The 22,194-nt window shown below is 66.6% G+C and carries 16 protein-coding genes, 1 tRNA gene and 1 pseudogene; 10 read left to right on the top strand and 8 right to left on the bottom strand.

What is annotated here, in order from left to right:
* The first annotated feature begins 5 nt into the window (after positions 1-5).
* The 7 genes from rpoC (at position 6) to ACGHC0_RS23210 (ending at position 10,344) form a co-directional block, all read left to right on the top strand.
* Entirely contained in the window at positions 6-4,241 is a 4,236-nt protein-coding gene (gene rpoC / locus ACGHC0_RS23240; protein WP_415266901.1) for a DNA-directed RNA polymerase subunit beta', read from the top strand.
* Between the two features lie 172 nt (positions 4,242-4,413).
* Positions 4,414-5,028 (top strand): LemA family protein, encoded by a 615-nt coding sequence (locus ACGHC0_RS23235; protein ID WP_415266900.1) that lies wholly within the window; start codon positions 4,414-4,416, stop codon positions 5,026-5,028.
* Positions 5,029-5,072: 44 nt separating this feature from the next.
* Positions 5,073-6,458 carry a 16S rRNA (cytosine(967)-C(5))-methyltransferase RsmB gene (gene rsmB / locus ACGHC0_RS23230; protein ID WP_415266899.1) on the top strand — a complete coding sequence of 462 codons (1,386 nt, stop codon included), beginning with the start codon at positions 5,073-5,075 and terminating at the stop codon, positions 6,456-6,458.
* Positions 6,415-7,116: a DUF4390 domain-containing protein gene (locus ACGHC0_RS23225; RefSeq protein WP_368353176.1), complete on the top strand. Its 702-nt coding sequence runs from the start codon at positions 6,415-6,417 to the stop codon at positions 7,114-7,116. The genes rsmB and ACGHC0_RS23225 overlap by 44 nt, the downstream gene beginning before the upstream one ends.
* On the top strand, positions 7,113-9,431 hold the full coding sequence (locus ACGHC0_RS23220; RefSeq protein ID WP_368353175.1) for a sensor histidine kinase: 2,319 nt from the start codon (positions 7,113-7,115) through the stop codon (positions 9,429-9,431). Before ACGHC0_RS23225 ends, ACGHC0_RS23220 begins: the two co-directional genes overlap by 4 nt.
* A 39-nt stretch (positions 9,432-9,470) precedes the next feature.
* Positions 9,471-10,184, top strand: coding sequence for a response regulator (locus ACGHC0_RS23215; RefSeq protein ID WP_415266898.1), 714 nt, complete (start codon positions 9,471-9,473; stop codon positions 10,182-10,184).
* Between the two features lie 84 nt (positions 10,185-10,268).
* Positions 10,269-10,344, top strand: a tRNA-Phe gene (locus tag ACGHC0_RS23210).
* 118 nt (positions 10,345-10,462) lie between these two features.
* Here the strand turns inward: ACGHC0_RS23210 and ACGHC0_RS23205 are convergent.
* The 5 genes and pseudogenes from ACGHC0_RS23205 to ACGHC0_RS23185 form a co-directional block, all read right to left on the bottom strand.
* Positions 10,463-10,842 (bottom strand): annotated as a pseudogene (locus ACGHC0_RS23205) (IS3 family transposase); the annotation flags it as partial.
* Positions 10,843-11,038: 196 nt separating this feature from the next.
* Entirely contained in the window at positions 11,039-11,371 is a 333-nt protein-coding gene (locus ACGHC0_RS23200; RefSeq protein ID WP_415266897.1) for a helix-turn-helix domain-containing protein, read from the bottom strand.
* An 829-nt stretch (positions 11,372-12,200) separates the two neighbouring features.
* Positions 12,201-13,391 carry an MFS transporter gene (locus ACGHC0_RS23195; RefSeq protein ID WP_415268451.1) on the bottom strand — a complete coding sequence of 397 codons (1,191 nt, stop codon included), beginning with the start codon at positions 13,389-13,391 and terminating at the stop codon, positions 12,201-12,203.
* A gap of 379 nt (positions 13,392-13,770) precedes the next feature.
* Positions 13,771-14,883, bottom strand: coding sequence for a catalase family protein (locus ACGHC0_RS23190; protein ID WP_415266896.1), 1,113 nt, complete (start codon positions 14,881-14,883; stop codon positions 13,771-13,773).
* Between the two features lie 38 nt (positions 14,884-14,921).
* Complete coding sequence (locus ACGHC0_RS23185) at positions 14,922-17,252, bottom strand: FdhF/YdeP family oxidoreductase (protein ID WP_415266895.1); 2,331 nt, start codon at positions 17,250-17,252, stop codon at positions 14,922-14,924.
* Positions 17,253-17,945: 693 nt separating this feature from the next.
* Here ACGHC0_RS23185 and ACGHC0_RS23180 point away from each other — a divergent pair.
* From ACGHC0_RS23180 to ACGHC0_RS23170, 3 genes are all read left to right on the top strand, one after another.
* Positions 17,946-18,803 carry a hypothetical protein gene (locus tag ACGHC0_RS23180; protein ID WP_415266894.1) on the top strand — a complete coding sequence of 286 codons (858 nt, stop codon included), beginning with the start codon at positions 17,946-17,948 and terminating at the stop codon, positions 18,801-18,803.
* A complete protein-coding gene (locus ACGHC0_RS23175; protein WP_415266893.1) occupies positions 18,800-19,468 on the top strand; it encodes a hypothetical protein in 669 nt (222 codons plus the stop codon). The genes ACGHC0_RS23180 and ACGHC0_RS23175 overlap by 4 nt, the downstream gene beginning before the upstream one ends.
* 61 nt (positions 19,469-19,529) lie before the next feature.
* Positions 19,530-20,522, top strand: a complete 993-nt coding sequence (locus tag ACGHC0_RS23170; protein ID WP_415266892.1) for an HNH endonuclease — start codon at positions 19,530-19,532, stop codon at positions 20,520-20,522.
* A gap of 81 nt (positions 20,523-20,603) precedes the next feature.
* Here the strand turns inward: ACGHC0_RS23170 and ACGHC0_RS23165 are convergent, their stop codons facing one another.
* Genes ACGHC0_RS23165 through ACGHC0_RS23155 form a run of 3 tightly spaced genes read right to left on the bottom strand, consistent with a single transcriptional unit; the run spans position 20,604 to position 22,156 of the window.
* Positions 20,604-21,245, bottom strand: a complete 642-nt coding sequence (locus tag ACGHC0_RS23165) for an NrsF family protein (RefSeq protein WP_415266891.1) — start codon at positions 21,243-21,245, stop codon at positions 20,604-20,606.
* A complete protein-coding gene (locus ACGHC0_RS23160; RefSeq protein ID WP_415266890.1) occupies positions 21,242-21,847 on the bottom strand; it encodes a sigma-70 family RNA polymerase sigma factor in 606 nt (201 codons plus the stop codon). The genes ACGHC0_RS23165 and ACGHC0_RS23160 overlap by 4 nt, the downstream gene beginning before the upstream one ends.
* A gap of 54 nt (positions 21,848-21,901) precedes the next feature.
* Positions 21,902-22,156, bottom strand: a complete 255-nt coding sequence (locus tag ACGHC0_RS23155) for a pentapeptide MXKDX repeat protein (protein WP_415266889.1) — start codon at positions 22,154-22,156, stop codon at positions 21,902-21,904.
* Positions 22,157-22,194 lie beyond the last annotated feature (38 nt).

The following is a 22,194-nucleotide window of genomic DNA, read 5'->3' as shown; positions in this document are numbered from 1 at the left end:
GGTTTATGAAGTCTCTACTCGACCTGTTCAAGCAATTCACGCCGGACGAGCATTTCGATGCCATCCGCATCGGCATGGCGTCGCCGGAGAAGATCCGTTCCTGGTCCTTCGGCGAGGTGAAGAAGCCCGAGACGATCAACTACCGCACGTTCAAGCCCGAGCGCGACGGCCTGTTCTGCGCCAAGATCTTCGGCCCGATCAAGGACTACGAGTGCCTGTGCGGCAAGTACAAGCGCCTGAAGCACCGCGGCGTGATCTGCGAGAAGTGCGGCGTGGAAGTGACGCAGACCAAGGTGCGCCGCGAGCGCATGGGCCACATCGACCTGGCCGCACCCTGCGCGCACATCTGGTTCCTGAAGTCGCTGCCGTCGCGCCTGGGCCTGGTGCTCGACATGACGCTGCGCGACATCGAGCGCGTGCTGTATTTCGAAGCCTACGTGGTGACCGACCCCGGCATGACCCCGCTGAAGAAGTTCGGCATCATGTCCGAGGACGACCATGACGCGAAGCGCAAGGAATACGGCGACGAGTTCATCGCCAAGATGGGCGCGGAAGGCATCAAGGACCTGCTCGAAGGCATCGACATCGATCTGGAGATCGAGAAGCTGCGTGGCGACCTGACCGGCTCCGAAGTCAAGGTCAAGAAGAACGCCAAGCGCCTGAAGGTGCTGGAAGCGTTCAAGAAGTCGGGCATCAAGCCCGAGTGGATGGTGCTGGACGTGCTGCCCGTGCTGCCGCCGGACCTGCGTCCGCTGGTGCCGCTGGACGGCGGCCGCTTCGCGACCTCCGACCTGAACGACCTGTACCGCCGCGTCATCAACCGCAACTCGCGCCTGCGCCGCCTGCTGGAGCTGAAGGCTCCGGAGATCATCGCGCGCAACGAGAAGCGGATGCTGCAGGAAGCCGTCGATTCGCTGCTGGACAACGGCCGCCGCGGCAAGGCGATGACGGGCGCGAACAAGCGCGCGCTGAAGTCGCTGGCCGACATGATCAAGGGCAAGTCCGGCCGGTTCCGCCAGAACCTGCTGGGCAAGCGGGTGGACTACTCCGGCCGTTCCGTGATCACCGTGGGTCCGACGCTCAAGCTGCACCAGTGCGGCCTGCCGAAGCTGATGGCCCTGGAGCTGTTCAAGCCCTTCATCTTCTCGCGCCTCGAGCAGATGGGCATCGCCACGACCATCAAGGCCGCGAAGAAGGAAGTCGAATCCGGCACGCCGGTGGTCTGGGACATCCTGGAAGAGGTCATCAAGGAGCACCCGGTCATGCTGAACCGTGCTCCGACGCTGCACCGCCTGGGCATCCAGGCCTTCGAGCCGATCCTGATCGAAGGCAAGGCCATCCAGCTGCACCCGCTCGTCTGCGCGGCCTTCAACGCCGACTTCGACGGTGACCAGATGGCCGTCCACGTGCCGCTGTCGGTGGAAGCGCAGATGGAAGCCCGCACGCTGATGCTGGCCTCCAACAACGTGCTGTTCCCCGCTTCCGGCGAGCCCTCCATCGTGCCTTCGCAGGACGTGGTGCTGGGTCTCTACCACGCGACCCGCGACAAGATCAACGGCAAGGGCGAAGGCCTGGTGTTCGCCGACACGGGCGAAGTCCAGCGTGCGCTGGACGCCAGCCAGGTCGAGCTGCATGCCAGGATCAGCGTGCGCCTGACCGAGTGGACCAAGGACAAGGCGACGGGTGAGTTCGTGCCCTCGACCTCGCTGGTCGACACGACCGTGGGCCGCGCGCTGCTGTCGGAGATCCTGCCCAAGGGCCTGCCCTTCAGCAACATCAACAAGGCGCTGAAGAAGAAGGAAATCTCCAAGCTCATCAACGTGAGCTTCCGCAAGTGCGGCCTGAAGGAAACCGTGGTGTTCGCGGACAAGCTGCTGCAGAACGGCTTCCGCCTGGCCACGCGCGCCGGCTTCTCCGTGGCGATCGACGACATGCTCGTGCCGCCGCAGAAGACGGAGATCCTCGCCCGCGCCGAAGCCGAGGTGAAGGAGATCGAGCAGCAGTACGTCTCCGGTCTCGTGACCGCCGGCGAGCGCTACAACAAGGTGGTGGACATCTGGGGCAAGGCCGGCGACGACGTGTCCAAGGTGATGATGGACCAGCTCAAGGTCGAGAAGACCACCGACCGCCACGGCAAGGAAGTGAACCAGGAGTCCTTCAACGCCATCTACATGATGGCCGACTCGGGCGCCCGCGGTTCCGCCGCGCAGATCCGCCAGCTGGCCGGCATGCGCGGCCTGATGGCCAAGCCGGACGGCTCCATCATCGAGACCCCCATCACGGCGAACTTCCGTGAAGGCCTGAACGTGCTGCAGTACTTCATCTCCACCCACGGTGCCCGGAAGGGCCTGGCGGATACGGCGCTGAAGACCGCGAACTCCGGCTACCTCACCCGCCGCCTGGTGGACGTGACGCAGGATCTCGTGGTGACCGAAGAGGACTGCGGCACGAGCAACGGCTCGGTGATGCGCGCCATCGTCGAAGGCGGTGAAGTGATCGAGTCGCTGCGCGAGCGCGTGCTCGGCCGCTCCACGGCCGAAGAGGTGCTGCACCCCGAAACCCGCGCCGTGCTGGTGCCGGCCGGCCAGATGCTGGACGAGGACACCCTCGAGGAGCTGGAAGCCGCCGGCGTGGACGAAGTGAAGGTGCGCACCGCGCTGACCTGCGAGACGCGCTACGGCCTCTGCGCCAAGTGCTATGGCCGCGACCTGGGCCGTGGCGGCCTGATCAACCTCGGCGAAGCCGTGGGCGTGATCGCTGCCCAGTCCATCGGCGAACCCGGCACGCAGCTGACGATGCGTACGTTCCACATCGGTGGTGCCGCTTCGCGTGCCGCCATCGCATCGAGCGTGGAAGCCAAGTCCAACGGCGTGATCGGCTTCAATGCCACGATGCGCTACGTGACCAACAGCAAGGGCGAGCTGGTGGTGATCGCGCGTTCGGGCGAGGTCATCATCCAGGACGAGCACGGCCGCGAGCGCGAGCGCCACAAGGTGCCGTACGGCGCGACGCTGACGGTGAAGGCCGACCAGCAGGTCAAGGCCGGCACGATCCTGGCCAACTGGGATCCGCTGACGCGACCGATCATCACGGAATTCGCCGGCCAGGTGAAGTTCGAGAACATCGAGGAAGGCCTCACCGTCGCCAAGCAGGTGGACGATGTGACCGGCCTGTCCACGCTGGTCGTGATCGATCCGAAGCGCCGCGGCTCCGCCAAGGTGGTGCGCCCGCAGGTGAAGCTGGTCGATGCGAACGGCGCCGAGGTGAAAATCCCCGGCACCGACCACTCGGTGACGATCGGCTTCCAGGTGGGCGCGCTGATCCAGGTGCGCGACGGCCAGGACGTGGGCCCCGGCGAGGTGCTGGCGCGTATTCCGGTCGAAGGCCAGAAGACCCGCGACATTACCGGGGGTCTGCCGCGCGTGGCCGAGCTGTTCGAAGCCCGTTCGCCCAAGGACAAGGGCATGCTGGCCGAGATCACCGGCACGGTGTCCTTCGGCAAGGAAACCAAGGGCAAGGTGCGCCTGCAGATCACCGATCCGGACGGCAAGGTCTGGGACGAGCTGGTGCCCAAGGAAAAGAACGTGCTGGTCCACGAAGGCCAGGTGGTGAACAAGGGCGAGCTGATCGTCGATGGCCCGGCCGATCCGCAGGACATCCTGCGCCTGCTGGGCATCGAGGAGCTGTCGCGCTACATCGTCGATGAAGTGCAGGACGTCTATCGCCTGCAGGGTGTGAAGATCAACGACAAGCACATCGAGGTGATCGTTCGCCAGATGCTGCGCCGCGTCGTGGTCGAAAACCCGGGCGAGTCCGGCTACATCGCCGGCGAGCAGGTCGAGCGTTCGGAGATCCTCAACACCAACGAACAGCTGCAGTCCGAGGACAAGATCCCCGCGACCTACAGCAACGTGCTGCTGGGTATCACGAAGGCTTCGCTGTCCACCGATTCGTTCATCTCGGCCGCTTCCTTCCAGGAAACGACCCGCGTGCTCACCGAGGCTGCCATCATGGGCAAGCGCGACGAGCTGCGCGGCCTGAAGGAGAACGTGATCGTGGGCCGTCTGATCCCGGCGGGTACCGGCCTGGCCTACCACCAGGCACGCAAGGCCAAGGAAGCCATGGACGACGCCGAGCGCCGCGCCATCGCCGAGGCCGAGGCCGCCGAGATGGCCACCACGGCCCCTGACGAAGCTCCGGAAGTCGAAGGCTCCGGCGTGGAAAGCGGCGCGGCCGAGTAACCCACGGCCCCGCCTGCAAGCCGACCGGCCTGCCGCAACGCTCCCGCTCTGCCGACCGTGGCAGGCCGGGAGCGTTTTTTCAGGTGCGGTGGCTGAGGGGGCCGTGCCCTTTTTCCTTTCTTTTTGATTTCGCGTCTTCGCGGTGGTCCGCGGGGCGCTTGCCATTGCTGCGATGCTGACGACCTGGATTTTTCTGGCGGTGCTGCTATTCTGGGCGGTGGGGGCCTACAACCGGCTGGTCCGGTTGCGCTCCGCCGCCATTCAGGCGTTCGGCGGCCTGGACGTGCATTTCGTGCGTATCACGGGCATGCTCGGCGAGTACGAGGCAGCGCAGAGTCCGGCGCTGCCCGCGCAGTCGGAGGTGCGCACGGCCCTGTGGGCGGCGACCACCCAGTTCGGTGCCTGCCTGGCCGTGGCGCGCGCGCGTCCGCTCGATGGCGGGGCCGCGGCGGCGCTGGCTGCCGCCCGCGAGGTGCTGCGCACGGCCTGGGCCGCGATGGTGCGGGCGGCGCGTGAACCACGAGAACCGCGTGAACCGCACGAGAGCGCTGCCGCGGCCGGCGATGGTGAGGCGAGCGGGCCGGGCTCGCTCCCGCCGACCGTGGCGGCCCCGGGCGAGGATGCCCTGGCGCTGTGGGAAACACGGTGGCAGGAGCTCTGGGCCCAGGCGGCCCTGGCCACCGGGCAGTTCAATGATGCCGTAGGCTCCTACAACGGGGCCATCCGGCAGTTCCCCGCCCGGCTGCTGGCCTGGCTTTTCGGCTTCCATGCAGCGCAGTCGCTCTGACGGCGCCTTGCGATCTTCCCTTGTTTTTCCGGGCCCTCCCATCCATGCCTGCATCCCCCGCGCATCCTTCCACTTCCCGCCCGGATTCGCCCGCAGGGGCGATTCCGCTGTGGCGGCAACTCGACGCGGTCGTGGATGCCGTGATGGCGGTGCGCGGCGGCCAGTCGGGGACCGCGGCCCTGGCGGCGGTGGACCCGATGCTGCGCGCCGGGGTGCAGGCGCTGTTCTTCGCGGTGCTGCGCCAGCTGGGCCGTGCGGAGGCGCTGCGGGCGCAACTGGCCCCGCGGCGGCCCAAGCCGCGTGTGGATGCGCTGCTGTGTTCCACCCTGGCCCTGGGCTGGCAGGCCGGTGCCGCCCCCTATGAGCCGTTCACGCTCGTGAACCAGGCGGTGGAGGCGGCCAAGCGCCATGCGGCCACGCGCGGGCAGGCCGCCTTCGTGAATGCCTGCCTGCGCCGCTTCCTGCGCGAGCGGGATGCGCTGGTGGCCGCCACGGACACGGACCCCGTTGCCCGGTGGAACCATCCCGCGTGGTGGATCGAGCGCCTGCGCAAGGACCATCCCGGCCATTGGGAGCAGATCCTGCGGGCCAACAACGCGCAGGCCCCGATGGCCTTACGCATCCACCGGGGCAAGGTGGACATGGCAGGCTACCTGGCCGCGCTGGAGGCGGTAGGCATGAAGGCCTGGCCGGCGAGCGACACCGGGCTGGTCCTGGAGTCTCCACAGCCCGTGCAGCGGCTTCCCGGGTTCGCCGAAGGCTGGGTTTCGGTGCAGGATCTCGCGGCCCAGCAGGCCGCGCCCCTGCTGCTGTCCGGCCTGGACCTGGGCCGGCCGCTGCGGGTGCTGGATGCCTGCGCGGCGCCGGGCGGCAAGACCGCCCACCTGCTCGAATATGCCGGAGCCGGGTCACCGGTCCACGTGACCGCGCTGGAGATCGACCCGCTGCGCAGCGCGCGCATCGGCGAGACGCTCCAGCGGCTGGGCCTGCAGGCGCAGGTGCTGGTGGCCGATGCCGGACGCCCGGAGGACTGGTGGCAGCAGGCCTGCGCCGGAGAACCGTTCGATGCCATCCTGCTGGACGCGCCCTGCACGGCATCGGGCATCGTGCGGCGCCATCCGGACGTGCGCTGGCTCAGGCGCCCCGGGGACATCGCCCAGCTGGCCGCCCAGCAGGCGCGGCTGCTGGCCACGCTCTGGCCACTGCTGAGGCCGGGCGGGCGCATGCTGTATTGCACCTGTTCCGTGTTCCGCGCGGAGGGCGATGACATGGTCCGGTCGTTTCTTGCGAACAACAATGATGCCCGTTTGCTGCCTTCGCCCGGACATTTGCTGCCCCGGGATCCCGGCGATGGCGGCGGCGTCCGCGAGAATCCCTCCCGTGAACATGACGGTTTCTTCTACGCACTCCTGGGCCGGGAGCCCGCCTGAGGCCGCTGCGGCGCCCGGCTGGCGCGCGCGCCTGCAGTCCGCATGGGGCGCGGCCCGACGCCGCGCCTGCTGGGCGCTGCTGCTGTGCCTGGGGCTGTGGCTGTCCCTGCCCGGTCCGGCTGCCGCGCAGGCCGGCAGCGGCGAGATCACCGACCTGAAGCTGGAGGCCGCGGACACCGGGCTGTACCTGTCGGCAGCCCTGCATTTCGAGTTGCCGGACCTGGCGGAGGATGCGCTGCTCAAGGGCATCACCCTCTATTTCGTGGAGGAGGCCGAGGTGCTGCGGGAGCGCTGGTACTGGTCCGACAAGACCGTCGCGCGCGCCACGCGGTATCTGCGGCTGAGCTACCAGCCCCTCACGCGCCGCTGGCGGCTCAACCAGTCCACGACGCCGTTCCAGGCGAGCGGGCTGGGTGTGGCGCTGGGCCAGAGCTATGACGAGCTGGAGGAGGCACTGGTGGCGATGCAGCGCATCGCGCGCTGGAGGATCGCCGATATCGACGACATCGACCGCCAGGCAGCGCACCTGGTGCACCTGCGCTTCCGGCTCGACATGTCGCAGCTGCCCAGGCCCTTCCAGATCGGCGCCATGGGGCGCTCCGGTTGGGATCTCGCGATTTCGCGCACCGAACGCCTGGCCATCGAGCCGCAGCCATGAGCCCCACCCCTTCCGATCCCGCACCGCCCCGGGAGCCCGTGACCGTCCGCAGCGGCCGGCAGGCCCGCGCCGCGCGCTGGGCGCTGGGCGTGTCCGTCGCCGTGATGAGCGCCATCGGCCTGGTGCTGCTGTTCCTGCTCACCGTCTCGACGAACAACCGGGCGATGTACGAGCGCAACTACGCGTGGCTCTTCGGGCTGAACGTGCTGGTGGCACTGCTGCTCTTCGCGGTGCTGGCCTGGGTGGCCGGGCGCCTGGTGGTGCGGCTGCGCAAGGGCCGCTTCGGCAGCCGGCTGCTGGTGAAGCTGGCGGGCATCTTCGGGCTGGTGGGGCTGGTGCCCGGGCTGCTGATCTACGTGGTGTCCTACCAGTTCGTGTCGCGGTCCATCGAGAGCTGGTTCGATGTGAAGGTGGAGGGCGCCCTGTCGGCCGGCGTGAGCCTGGCCCGGGCCACGCTGGACACGCTGGCCAGCGATATGGCCGCGCAGACGCGCACGGCCAGCATCCAGCTGGCGCCGGTGCCGGATGCCGCCGCGGGGCTGGTGCTGGAGCGCATCCGCGACCAGCTGGGCGCGACGGATGTGGTGCTTTTCAATTCGGCGGGGCAGCCGGTGGCGAGCGCCGGCCAGTCCCGCTTCGATCTCAATCCCGAGCGGCCGGCGCCGCAGCTGCTGCGCAATGCCCGGCAGCAGCGCTCGGCCTTCCAGATCGAGGGGCTGGACGAAGCCGCCGACCCGCAGGCCGTGCAGAACGCGCGGGTGAAGACGCTGGTGATGGTGGGCACCACGAGCGTGGGCCTGCTGGAGGAGCCGCGCTACCTGCAGGCCACGATGCGCCTGCCGCAGGTGGTGGTGGCCAACGCCCTGGCCGTGCAGGAGGCGAACCGTGAATACCAGGAGCGCGCGCTGGCCCGCGGCGGGCTGCGGCGCATGTACATCGGCACGCTCACGCTCAGCCTGTTCCTGGCGGTGTTTGGCGCCGTGCTGCTGGCCGTTCTGCTGGGCCGGCAGCTGGCAAGGCCGCTGCTGGTCCTCGCCGAGGGCGTGCGCGAGGTGGCTTCGGGCAACCTGAGCCCCAAGGCGGTGCTGCAGACGGGCGACGAACTGGGTGGGCTGACCCGTTCCTTCGCGGTCATGACGCAGCAATTGGCCGATGCGCGCTCCGCGGTGGAGCACAGCATGGGCGAGGTGGATGCCGCGCGCGCGCGCCTGCAGACCATCCTGGACAACCTGACGGCCGGCGTGATCGTGCTGGACGCGCAGGGCCGCATCCAGTCCACCAACCCGGGCGCGACCCGCATCCTGCGCGCACCCATGGCGGCGTTCGAGGGCCGGCCGCTGGCGGAGGTGCCGGGGCTGGCTGCGTTCGCGGCGGCCGTGCAGGCGCATTTCGACGCCTTCCTGGGCGACCGCGAGCAGCAGCACGGGCTGGACCACTGGCAGCATCCGTTCGACCTGCACGTGGGGGGAGGGGACCCCACCCATGCAGGGCCGGCCGGCAATGGAACGAGCCTGGTGGCCCGGGGGGCGGAACTGCCCGACGCGCTGCGGCTGCTGGTGTTCGACGACATCTCCGAGATCGTCTCGGCCCAGCGGGCCCAGGCGTGGGGCGAGGTCGCGCGCCGGCTGGCGCACGAGATCAAGAACCCGCTCACGCCGATCCAACTGTCGGCCGAGCGGCTGGAGATGAAGCTGACCGGCAAGCTGGGCGCCGCGGAGGAGGCGGTGCTGGCCAAATCGGTCAAGACCATCGTGGACCAGGTGGATGCCATGAAGCGCCTGGTCAACGAGTTCCGCGACTATGCGCGGCTGCCGGCGGCCGAACTGCAGCGCCTGGACCTGAACGCGCTGGTGGGCGACATCCTGCACCTGTATGGCGCGGAGACCGCCACGGTGCCGGTGGAGTCCGAACTCGACCCGCGGTGCCCGGCGATCGCCGGCGACGCCCAGCAACTGCGGCAGGTGATCCACAACCTGCTGCAGAACGCACAGGATGCGAGCGAGCAGCGTGCCCGTGAAGAGGGCGTGGCGCCCGCCCCGGTGCGCATCGCCACGCGCTGGAGCGAGACCTCGCGCCGGGTGCGACTGACGGTGAGCGACGCGGGCACGGGTTTTCCGGCACACATCCTGCAAAGGGCCTTCGAGCCCTACGTCACGACCAAGCCCCGCGGCACCGGCCTGGGCCTGGCCGTCGTGAAAAAAATCGCCGACGAACATGGGGCGCGCATCGATCTTTCCAATCGCGTGGAAGACGGTGTGATCCGGGGGGCTCAAGTGTCGCTATCATTCGCGCCTGAAACCCCCGTGGTTTATTAACAACACGTTACACGCAGCCCCGCAGCAGCATCCGTACCCATGGCAAACATATTGGTGGTTGACGACGAACTCGGTATCCGCGACTTGCTGTCCGAAATCCTGAACGACGAAGGGCACAGCGTGGACCTGGCCGAGAACGCCACCCAGGCCCGGGCCGCCCGGTCGGCGAACACCTACGACCTGGTCCTGCTCGATATCTGGATGCCCGATACCGACGGCGTTTCCCTGCTCAAGGAATGGGCGACCGCCGGGGCGCTGACCATGCCCGTCATCATGATGAGCGGGCACGCCACCATCGACACCGCCGTGGAGGCCACGCGCATCGGGGCGTTCTCGTTCCTCGAGAAGCCCATCACGCTGCAGAAGCTGCTCAAGGCCGTGGAGCAGGGCCTGGCCCGCACGGTGCCCGCGCCTGCGGCGGCTGCACCCGCCGCGGTGCCTGCGCTTTCCGCCACGCCGGCCTCGGCCGCCGCCGCACCTGCATCCGACGGACCCCAGGCGCCCGCATCGGCCAACGTGGGCGGGCCGGGGCTCGCCGCCAGCGGCCCCAGCTCCCACCAGGGTTTCGACCTCGACCGCCCGCTGCGCGAGGCGCGCGACGGCTTCGAGAAAGCGTACTTCGAGTTCCACCTGGCCCGCGAAGGCGGCTCCATGACGCGCGTGGCCGAGAAGACCGGGCTGGAGCGCACCCACCTGTACCGCAAGCTGCGGCAGCTGGGCGTGGACCTGGGGCGGAGCAAGCGCAGCCAGTGACGCAGGGCGCGCGGGCGACGATTTTTCAGAAAATTCGCGGCCTGGGTTCCAGGGGCGTTTTTTCTGGCTATAATTCAAGGCTCAGGCCCGGTAGCTCAGTTGGTAGAGCAGCGGATTGAAAATCCGCGTGTCGATGGTTCGATTCCGTCCCAGGCCACCAGAACGCAAAGCCCCTGATCTTTCACGAGGTCAGGGGCTTTTTGCTTGAGGAGAGATTTCTTTCGCAAGTCTGAGCCGTCGCAATCGCAATGAAGCGGCTGGTCTACCGATGGCTCCAGTCACACCCGGGCGGCCTGCTGCTGCCTCAACTTCCGAGGCGAGCGCATTTCCAGTGAAGAGTGCGGATGTACCTCGTTGAGTGCTCGAAGGCTGCTGGTGGCTGTGCGAGCACCTTTGGGCATCACGCGGATCCATGCGGGCTGAGTAGTCACGTTTGAATTCGTTCACTACCATCTCGATGCGATTGCTCTGGGGGTTGCCGACGGGCGCATGGATGGGCTTCAGGCCCAACGCGTGTGCCAGCGTCCTCGTCTCGGGGGCGATGTAGGTCTGCTGTTATCGCTGAGGAACTCCAATTTCGCCGGCACTGCCTCTGCTGCGCCGAAGCGACGCACGACAGCTTGATGCGCATCTAGTGCACCGGCTCGCTTGGCAGCCCCTAGCCTTCTCAGACCCTTTGGGCCGCTACCTCGCAGTTGAGCACTATGTTGCTCCTACGCGCGGACACTTGATGCTCGATGTTGCTTAATCGTTGAAGCCGCTGTGGTCCACACTCAGCATCTTGGACTGGATGCTCCATTGGGTGACTTGGCGAGAGAGACGGTTGCTCAGGTGCTGATCGCAGCGTTTGACCGCTACCGAACCTTGGGAAATTGCCATCGTGCGCGCGCTTTGGAGATTTTTTCCTCGTAGGACGAGCCGACAGGTGGCACGGGGGCGGGCAGCAGCAGAAGAAGGTATTGAGCTCGATTCAGTGCTCGCAGGATCCGAATGAACGTTTCCAAGTTCGCACGCCCCCCAGCTTCGAAGCGCTTGTAAGTTCTTAGTGGCACGTTAGCAAGTGCAGCAAGAGCTTCTTGTGTTAGTCCTGCCTCCTGTCTGAGAAGACGCGTGCGATCCGCCACAAGGAGGGCAATTTTTTCATCCGGCCACGTCTTAAGTGCTTCCAAATCTTGTTCAGATGTCATCGAACTATTCTGGGTCAAAAATGGCACTTTTTTTGTGGATAACTTACTTGTCCACAAATTTGTGGCGCGTGTCAATGGGAGGCGTCGATCGCCAGACCCTGGCTCAAAATTTGAGAATTGCGTACGTTCAAAGATCGGCAGGAAGGCCGTTTTTGGGCCGCAGGAGTGCCGAAAAATTGAGAGACAAGGGTTTTTGGTGCCCAGGCCAAAAAACGCCCGAAATGGGCTAGAATCGCTCATCACACGGAGGAAATCGGCTGAGCTGGCCGAGAGTCATAACAAGGCTCGCACCGGTGGAAATGACAAAAGGCCCCAGCCTTTCGACTGGAGCCCTTTGAAAGATCGACCGAAGCTCACTTCATCCCAGGGGACTCGGATCGCGACGAGAAAGATCAGTGGTGTGGAAGCCTTGGATCATATCTCGGTAGAGAGACGAGTGCACTCCTGGATAGGAAAAACCCTACCTTTGGAGTAGCGCATGAAAACGTGCACGTTCCCGAAGGCAGTGCATGTGCGTCCCTACGTCCGCTTTCGCCGCGGACGTTTGGAAAACGTGTGTGAGCACTGCCGTTCGTATCCCGCTTAAAGCGTGATACGGAGGGGCCCCGGTTCTGGGGCCCTTTTTTTTGAGCAGAGTGCAATCCATCGCCGGCTGTAGTCGATGGCTTTGGCCGGATGAGCCTTTTGAAATGCCTTGTCTTTGCTTATCAAGCTATCAGGCCCTTTCTAGCCGAGCTCAGTGTCAAGGTGCGCGAAGTCGCGCGTCTTATCCGCTCGCGCTTGTGCGAGATCTAAGACTACTTCATCTCAACCTCTCGTGAACGCCACGTTACGGCAGCAATGGCGACCGCGGCAACAGCCTGAATGCCGTGGACGCCACCGCCAGCATGCCGGCGATGCAGAGCATCACCGCCCGGTAGGGGTCATGGCCGTGGTGCTGCGCCCAGGCGGCCAGCAGCCCGGTCAGCCACTGCATCAGCGCCACCCCGAGGAACATCGACATGGTGTAGAGCGAGAGCGCACGGCCCGTCATCCCGGCCGGGTAGGACGAGCGCACGTCGGCGTACTGCAGCACGCTGTAGCCCGACAGCAGGCCCATCGCGAAGATCAGCACGACCGTGGCCGCGGCATGGTGCAGGAAGGCCATCAGCAGGAACAGGCCGCCCATGAGCAGCGAGAAAAAGGTGATCCACCAGCGGCGGCGCTGCGCCCCCGGGTCCAGGCGGCCGAAGAGTGCCGGAACGAAGAGGGCGATCAGCGACAGCACCAGTGCCACGTTGCCGCTCTCGACCAGCGAGAAACCGAACCGGCCCATCAGCAGCGGCCCCAGCCACAGGCCGCGCAGCGTCAGGAAGGCGGCGTAGCAGCACATGCCGAGGATCACGATGCCCCAGGTGTGCGGCATGCGGAACAGGTCTGCGAAACGGCTGGCCGCCTGCCCCCAGGATTCCCTGGGCCGACCGTTGTCGCTGGATTGCGGCAGTTCCGGTTCATGCACGCGCAGGTAGATCAGCAGCCACGACAGCAGCGAGAGCGCCGCCAGCACCCCGAAGCCCAGGCGCCAGCCGCCATGCTGCACGAGCCAGGCCAGGGGCGTGCCCGTGAAGATCAGGCCCAGGCCGCCCACGCCCATGCCCACGCCCGAGAAGAACGCGAAACGCTGGGCCGGAAAGTGCCGGGAAATGAAGACGGTGCAGGCCAGGAACGCCGGCGAGCAGCCCACGCCGATCAGCAACTGCCCCAGCATCAACCAGCCGTAGCCCGGCGCAGCGGCGGAGACCGCCGCGCCGATCACCGCCAGCGGAAACGCCGTCAGCACCGTGCGGCGCAGGCCGTACAGGTCCATGCCGATGCCCATGAGCAGCTGGGCCACGCCGAACGACAGGCCGAACAGACCGGCGAACGCACCGAGCGAATCGGGCGAGATGCCGAAGTCGGCCTGCAGGCCCGTGGCGATGATGCTCGTGACCGTGCGGAAGGCCTGGCTCAGAGCGAAGCCCGACAGCAGGCACAGGAACATGGCCCACAGGGCGCGGGAGGGCGGGGCGGGGTCTGCCGCGGGCTCTGCAGAACGGGTGGAGGGGGCGGGCACGGCGAAGGGGGCTGGGCGAACGGCGGCGGAAGCGGGCCGGCTTCCTTGGGCGGGATTCTCGCCGGCTTGCGCGAAGTCTGCAGGCTGGCAGCAAAGGCCAGAGCCTAGCGAATCCGCGCCCGGTGGGCGGTCACGCCGTGGACATGTGCAGGCACACGGGCAGCTGATCTGCCGTGTGCCGTGAATCCGCCCGTATAAACCTCAGGCTGTACATCGAATTTACGCAATATAAGCAGTAAATCGGTTTTACAACCTTTGGACTGTGAGCCATCCGTTCCAGAGGCACGCCGGTGGAGGGGCTGTCCAGTCACTTCGCAGCGGACTTGCCTTCCTCGTCACCCCGGATCTCCCCCGCGTTGAACGCCTGCCGGTACCGTGCCGCTGCCGGATAGGCCGCGCGGCGCACGCGCATGATCGAGCCCAGGGGGCGGTGGGCGGCCAGGCCGCGCCAGGGGCTGAAGGACAGGCGGTCGTCTTCCCGGGGGCTGTGCTCCGGGTCCCAGGTGGCCTGGGCGGGCACATGGATGCGCGCGAGGGCGACGTAGGGTGACAGGTCCTGCGGCCATTCCACGGAGGCGTCCTCCAGCGGCATCTTCTCGATGTCCACGCACAGCTGCACGCGCAGCTCCCAGGTGCCGCCGTGGGTGCGCAGGGCGTCCGACACCGCATCGCGCAGGGCCTGGGGGCTGGCGGAGAGGTCCACGGGCGCTTCCTTCAGGGCCGCGATTTCCGGCGAGACGGGGGCCAGGCAGAACTTGGCCATGTAGGGGCCGAACAGCAGCGGGACCTGCGTGAAATACATTTCCCCCAGCGGATGGGTGGCCGGGTGCCCGCCCATGGCCTTGAGGGTCGCGCTCTCGCCGCCGGCTTTCTCGACGAGGCTCTCGAGCCCGCGCAGCGCGGCCGAGAGGATTTTCTTGGCCTGCGGGGCCTTGTCGGTGGTGGCGGCCAGGAGCTTGAGGCTGCGCAGGAACTGCTTCGCCGTGGCCGCGGTGAAGACGGGCCCGTTCACCATGAGGAAGTCCTGCTCGGCGAGGCCGTCGGCCGGGTCCAGCCGGGGGCCGTCCGCGCCCAGCACCTTGAGCGCCAGGCCCCGGGGCGTGGAGACGCTGTCGTCCAGCAGGTCGCCCGGCGTGCTGGAGAGCCGCATCACGACGTCGTGCGTGCCGGGCCGTGCGAACAGGCCCTGCGCGAGCGGCGGCAGCAGGGGCAGCACCTCCAGGGTGCCGTGCAGGATGCCGTGGGACTTGGCGTGCACGCTGCGGTAGGCACGGCCTTCGTCCTTGGCAACGGTCTCGCTGATGCGGCGCATGGCTGCCAGCAGTTCCGCGTTGGTCTGTTCCTCGTCCTCTTCGGGGACCTCGTAATCCGCGCGGTAGGGCAGGGGCTGGAGCGGCGGCGTGGGGATGGAGTGGGACATGGGGCAGTGCGGGATGGTGTGGGAAAGGAGCCGAGTGCTCAGGCGCGGGCCGGCGAGGCCGGGGCGTTTGCCGTAGCCCGCTCGACGCGGACCGGAATGCATTTGGATGCGGGAACGTGGCTCTTGTCCGCGTGGTGGCCCAGCGGCACGAGCGGGTTGCATTCAGGGAAGTAGCCGGCCGCCGTGCCGGCAGGCAGGTCGAAGGGCACCGCCTGCAGGCCCTCCAGCTGACGCTGGTGGCCATCCTGGACGGCGGTGGTCACGCGCACGGCGTCGCCCTGCGCGAGGCCGCGGCGGGCCATGTCGCCGGGGTGCATCAGCAGGACGTTGCGCGTGCCGTGGATGTTGCGGAAGCGGTCGTCCAGGCTGTAGACGGTGGTGTTGAACTGGTCCTCGCTGCGCAGGGTCATGAGGTGCAGTACCTCGGCGTCCTGCACCGTGCCGGCACCGGCCGGGGGCACCACGAAGCAGGCCTTGCCGCTGGGTGTCTTCCAGTGCCGCTCCCGGGCGGCGTTGGGCTTGGGCAGGCCGCCGGGCTCGCGCAGCCGGTGGTGGAAGTCGCGGAAGACGTCCGGCCAGGTGGCTTCGATGGCGGTGCGCACGAGCGTGTAGTCGCCCGTCCAGGCGTCCCAGGGAACGTGCGGGTTCTCCGGCAGCGTGGCCCGGGCGATGCCCGCGACGATCGCGGCCTCGGAGCGCAGCGTGGGCGCGGCAGGTTCGGCGACGCCGTGCGACGGGTGGATCACGCCCATGGAGTCTTCGATCGACACGGTCTGCGGGCCGGAGGCCTGCGTGTCCACCTCGATGCGGCCGAGGCAGGGCAGCAGGTAGGTGTCGTGCGCGGGCAGGACGTGGGTGTGGTTGAGGCGCGTGGCCACGTGCACGGCGAGCCGCAGGCGGCTCCAGCCCGCTTCCAGCCGGCGTGTGTCGGGCGCGGCGCGCACGAAGTTGCCGCCCAGGCCGATGAAGGCGCGTACCGATCCGTCGATGATGCCCTCGCAGGTCGCGACGGTGTCGCGGCCCTTGTGGCGCGGGGGCTCGAAGCGGTAGAGCCCGGCGAGGCGGTCCAACGGGGCGAGTTCGGGCTTTTCCGTGATGCCCACGGTGCGCTGGCCCTGCACGTTGGAGTGGCCGCGCACCGGGCAGATGCCCGCGCCCGGCTTGCCGATGTTGCCGCGCAGCAGCAGCAGGTTGCTCACCATCTGCACGTTGGCGACGCCGTGGCGGTGCTGGGTCAGGCCCATGCCGTAGACGGCGATCACCGTGCCGGCCTGCGCATAGGTCTGCGCGGCCTGCGAGAGCGCGGCGCGCGAAAGGCCGCTGTCCCGCTCGATGTCGTCCCAGCAGCTCGCGCGCATCGCGGCCGCGAACGCGTCGATGCCCTGCGTGTGCTGCGCGATGAAGTCCGCATCCAGCACCCGGAGGGCACCGTGGGCCTGCGCCTCGTCGTCGGCCTCGATGAGCCATTTGCACAGGCCCGTGAGGGCGGCGAGGTCGCCCCCGTTGCGCACCTGCAGGTACTGGGTGCTGATCGCCGTGTCCTTCGGCGTGAGCATGTCCACGGGCGACTGCGGGTTGGCGAAGTGCAGGAGCCCCGGCTCCTTGATCGGGTTGAAGGTCACCACGGGCACGCCGCGTTCGCGCGCCTCCTGCAGCGGGTGGAGCATGCGCGGGCTGTTGGTGCCGACGTTCTGGCCGAAGAAGAAGATGGCCTCGGCGTGCTCGAAGTCTTCCAGCCGCACGGTGCCCACCGGCACGCCGATGGTTTCCGGCAGCGCGACCGACGTGCTCTCGTGGCACATGTTCGAGCTGTCGGGCAGGTTGTTGTTGCCGTACAGCCGGGCCAGCAGCTGGTACATGTAGCTGGTTTCGAGCGAGGCGCGGCCGGAGGCGTAGAAGATGGCAGTTTGAGGGTCTTCGGCGCGCAGTTCCTTCAGCACATGGCCGATGCCGGCGAAGGCTTCGTCCCAGGTGACGGCCACATACCGGTCCTGCGCGGCGTCGTAGCGCAGGGGCTCGGTCAGGCGGCCCGCGCTTTCAAGGTCGAGACCGGACCATTGCCGCAGTTCGGACAGCGTGTGGCGCGCGAAGAAATCCGGGCCCGCGCGCTTGTCCGTGAGCTCCCATGCGGTGGCCTTGGCGCCGTTGTCGCAGAACTCCGCAGCACGCGGCCTGGCCGGCTTGCCCCAGGCGCATCCCGTGCAGGCGAAACCGTCGGCCTTGTTCTGGTGCCGCAGGGCGTTGAGCGTGGTGAGCGGTGCGCCCTCCTTGAGGACGCTGACGGCCACGGCTTTCATCGAACCCCAGCCGCCGGCGGCATGCGGGTAGGGCGGGATGGGTTCTACAGGGGGCGTGGCACGGGAGTTCATCGCGCCTCCCCGGCCGGGGCAATGGCCGCCAGGCGGCGTGCGGAACGGGAGAGGGCGTGATGGAAGCGCATGCGGGCCACGGCGGGGTGAAGCGGTGCTCCACTGTGCGCGTGGCGGTCCGGCCGCATGCGTCAGCCGGACCGTGGCGGCGGCGTAGGAGGCCATGCCGAGCTCGGCAGGTGCTCTACAGAAAATTGCGGCTCTGCGTCGCGCGCGGCAAGCCCGTTACGCATTTACTTGTAATCAGGCTTTCGCCCGGCAGGCTTCAGCGCGGCAGGGCTGGTTGGTGGTGCCGGTGGCTGTGAAGGGGGTGGCGCGGGAGGGAGGTCTCCGGGCGGACGCGGCAACTCATCGGGGACCTGGTGCAAGGGGTGGTGTGCGGGATCGGTGACCATGGGGGCGTCTCCTGAACAAGATATGTCGGCGGTTGCGGACTGCCCACTATCGAGGCGTGTCGGGCCACATCACGTAGGACTGCCACGCCCGCACCTGCGTCGCTGGCCGAGTTGGTGCGGAGGCTTGTGTCTTTATTTGTCTGGCGTAACTTTTTGAAAAATATAATTACTCATCAGTGAGGCATGACTGATTGCCCTCTGAAGCAGGAAATCGGCGCAGCTGCGGTAGAGCGACGCGCCAATAAGAGCCCTCCCATCACCGTTGAAAGTTTTCATGTACCGATTACGACTCATCGCGATGCTTTCCATCGCGCTGCTCCTCGGCGCTTGCGCGTCGCCCCTGCGGACGAGCCTGACCCCCGAGCAACGCAGCAAGGTCACCGAACTCACTGCCCATGTGGTGGTGGTGCAGGACGAAGTGATTGCCGCTGTGCAACCCTCCACGGGCGGAGCGGCCCATGGCCTGATCGGCGCCATGATCGACAGCCACATCACGAACAACCGGGTGAAGGAGTCTCAAAGCGCCCTCGGCCCTTTCTATGCCGCCATCGAGGATGTGGATTACCGCAAGGAATTCAATGAGTCGATCCGGCAGGAGCTTTCCGGTTATCCGATCAAGATCGGCCGGTTTACGACGACGTCGCGCGCCGTGTCGAAGGACGAACTCGCCCGGTTGCGCTCCGATCTCCAGCCGGGGCAGGCGCTGCTGGTCATCCTTCCCAGATACACGCTGAGCATGGACTTCCGCACGTTCGATGTGGAGTCGATGGTCGGCATCTGGCTGCGGCCCGGCGAATCGGATTCCCAGATGCCGAGCCAGCGCGGGCAAATTCGCTACCAATCGGCGCCCGTGGGGCCTGGCGGCAGGGAATCGCTCACGCTGTGGGCGGCGCAGGGGGCGGCTCCTTTCCGCAATGCCATGCGCGAGTCCATTGCAGAAACCGTCCGGATGGTGATGCTGGACATCGATGTGGCCGCCAAGCCGCCCGAGGAAAAGGATCTCCAGACTTTCCCGTTCAACCAGGGGATGGGTAAAGGGGAGATCAAGGGCCAGGTACTGAAGACGGGCAACGGCCGGGTCATCCTGCTGGGCTCCGACATGAAGCTCTATTCCTTGCCGCACGGCGGCAGCCTCGCGACGACAGCGCAGCAATGATTCCGGAAGCCGACATGCATCAAAGAACCAAACGGATCACCGGCCTGGCCGCTCTTCTGCTCAGCACGGCCGCTGCGGCGCAGCCTGCGGTACCTGACAAGGACGCGGCATTCACCGTGAAAATGACATACGACCCGAGCGAGAGCGAGGCGGGCACCATGTCGTCCTTTCAGGCCAGCCCTTGTGTCCTGCACATCGCACCTGCTTCAGATGCCCGGCAAAACAAGGAAACCATAGGACAGTCGTTCAGCGGCCCGCTTCTGGCGGAAGGCGTCAGCCCATGGATGACCGAGGGACTCAAGCAACTCAAATCCTTCGGTTACACCATCGGGAGCACTCCGCCGGACGGCGCTCCTGCAGCAGATGGCCTGACTGTGCGGACAACCTTGACGCGGGCATACACCTGGCATGTCGGCATGAAGATTTTCAGCATGGTGGCAGTGAAGGCCGAATTCGCGGATCGCAACGGTGTGCTACAGCAGAAGTATTACCGCGCCCATGGCGACAAGACCAATATGTGGGGGGCGCAAGGCGAGTACGTGACGACGCTCAACTATGGCCTGAACAACATGCTGCCTTTTCTGGCGCGGGACATGCAGTCGCTGTGCAAGGGAGAGAAGGTCGAGGGCTATACCTACGCCGGGCCTGACGGGCTGCCGAAATAAGCGAAGAGGGGGTGCGAGGCGGGGTTGGGTGACTCGGCACCACCGAGGATAGGAGGCTGTCATGCGTTACTGGTGGGTCAATCAAAACCAAACATACCGTCATGAGGTGCGGGGCGGGTATCTTTGGTCGCCCAAGCGCAAGGCCAACCAAGCAAAGAACCCGTTTTACGACTTCATGCGCGAGGTGGCTCCTGGCGATGTGGTCTTCTCATTCGCGGACACCGTGATCCGAGCCATCGGCATCGCACAATCGCATGCGTACGAGGCCCCAAAGCCGTTGGAGTTTGGGCAGACCGGTGCCTACTGGGATCAGATCGGGTGGCGCTTGGATGTGCATTTCCATCCCCTTCGGGCGCCTGTGCGGCCCGCCTCCCACATGGCGGTGCTGGCACCACTGCTACCAGAGCGATACGCCCCTTTGCGGCCTAACGGAATGGGACTGCAGAGCGTGTACCTGACGCGCCTTCCTGAACGTCTGGCGGCGGCCTTGATCGATCTGCTGGGTGCTGAAGCCCATGACTTGGTGAAAGGCTTCCGAGTCGCAGACAGATCCGAAATGGTCGGCTCTGCGGTGGGACTTGTTCAATGGGAAGAGCACGAGCTTCAACGGGTCCAGACCGACGCCAGCTTGCCCGAAACAGACCGCCAGGCCTTGGTGCTGGCGCGTAGAGGCCAAGGCCTCTTCAAGGGGCGCGTGATGGCCATAGAGAGAGCCTGCCGGATAACGGGTGTGACAAGGGAAGAGCACCTCCGCGCCAGTCACTGCAAACCCTGGCGAGATGCCACGAACGAAGAGCGGCTCGATGGTGAAAATGGTCTGCTGCTTACCCCAAGCATGGATCATCTGTTCGACCGCGGGTTCATTGCGTTCGACGACGATGGGCAGGTGATTTTTTCTCCTGTGGCGGACCAGGATTCGCTGGTCCGCATGGGGCTTGATCCCCGGCAGCCTTGGAATGTCGGTGCCTTTTCAAGCGGGCAGAAGCGATTCCTCGAATTCCATCGCGAGAATGTGTTGCTGCGTTCCAGCTTTTTGGAGCATCTCAGGCCCTGATTCCGGCAAACGCTCCCACACAGCCGGCGTTTTTCCGGGACCATCGGGTATGACCTGCCGATCTGACAGGACACCCGGCGTCTACCAGCGCAGCAGCCTCGGCCCCACAAGTGCACCGGCCGCCACCGGCAGCGCCATGCCCAGCACGTACCAGATGGCAATGAAGGGTGCGGCCAGTTCGGGGCAGTGCAGCGCATAGACCGCTGCTCCGGACGCGCCGCCCAGAGCACCGGCGCCGGCACCGGCCAGCGCGGGTCGCACCGGCGCCAGCGATTTCAGCGCCCAGATCGCCGCCAGAAACATCGGCAACGAAAGCACAGCGATGTTTTCCGCGCAGACCCGCCAGGTACTGCTCAGAATCAGCGTGCCGGCTTCGTTCGCCGGGGCCTGCACCAGCACCACCAGCCCAAGCGCCCACAGGAACCCGATTGGCAGCGCCCACGCAGTCCAGGCGATGCGGGTGTCGGCACCTGGCTGGCCCAGGCGGGCGACCAGCGGCAAGGCGACCAGCGCCATCAGGCACGGGACACCGAACTTCACCCAGAACATCGGCAGGGTGGCATAGCGGCCCAGTGCGGGGTTGAGGCCCAGCACGGCCAGCATCATCAGCATTGAAACCGGCAAGGCGGCCAGCATGCCCAGGCCGAGCCGGCGGGCCGCGACATGCCGCTGCACCGGCAGGGTGTCGGCGGCAAGCAGATGGATCAGTTCGTCGGTCTTCATGAGGGGGCTTTCGCCAGGGAACGGGACGTGGAAGCGATACGGGCAGCCAGTGCCTTCAACCCCCGGTGGATGCCGATCTTGACGGCGGATTCGGACATGCCGGTCTCTACCGCCACTTCGGCCACCGAGCGGCCTTCCAGCTTGACCTGCTCGATGGGCAGGCGCTGCCGGTCGGGCAGGGTGGCGAGCAGTTGCCAGAGGTCGCGCCGCGCTTCGGCTGCGTCGCTTCCGGTGGTGTCGAACAGGGCCGTATCGTCATCGTCCAGCATGTCGTGGCGGGCTTCGCGCTCCTGGCGGGCACGCAGCAGGTCGATGGCCTTGTAGCGGGCGATGGCATGAACCCAGGCGGTCACCGGCTGGTCGCGCCGGTACGTGTGCCGCTGGTTGTGAATGGCTAGCAGGGTGTCTTGCACGAGGTCCTCCACGTCGTCGGGCCAGCCCGACAGGCGCCGGCGATAGAAGGATCGCAGACGTGTGCCGAGTTGCTGAAGAAAACGGCGGTACGACGCCGCATCGCCGTCCAGGCCGGCGAGCATCAGGCTGCGCAGCGTCTGTTCGGTCTGGGTGTGCGTCGCATCGGCAGCGGACGGAATTCGTTCCATGGAAGCAGCAGGGTACACGCGGGCCCTGCCCGCGTGCCGCGGTAGTCCTGTCGATTACTTCTTCATTTCGTCTTTTTTCATGGTGTCCTTGCCCATCGTGTCCTTGGACATGCCGTCCTTGGCCATGGCATCTTTCTTCATTCCATCTTTCGTCATGGCATCTTTGCCCATCGTGTCCTTGTGCATGGCGTCCTTGTGCATGGCGTCCTTGGACATCGAGTCCTTCTTCATCATGTCGTCGGAAGCCATGGCCGAAACAGAAGCGGCGGCCAGGCAGGCTGCGAGCAGTGCGGTGTTGAGCTTGTTCATGGTGAAAGTCCTTCGGTGTGGATGGTGAAAAGTGCGCC

The sequence above is a fragment of the Acidovorax sacchari genome (genome assembly GCF_042847045.1).
Lineage (GTDB): Bacteria > Pseudomonadota > Gammaproteobacteria > Burkholderiales > Burkholderiaceae_C > Paracidovorax > Paracidovorax sacchari.
Note: the sequence above shows the minus strand (reverse complement) of the source record. Positions and strands in the feature narration are given on the sequence as shown.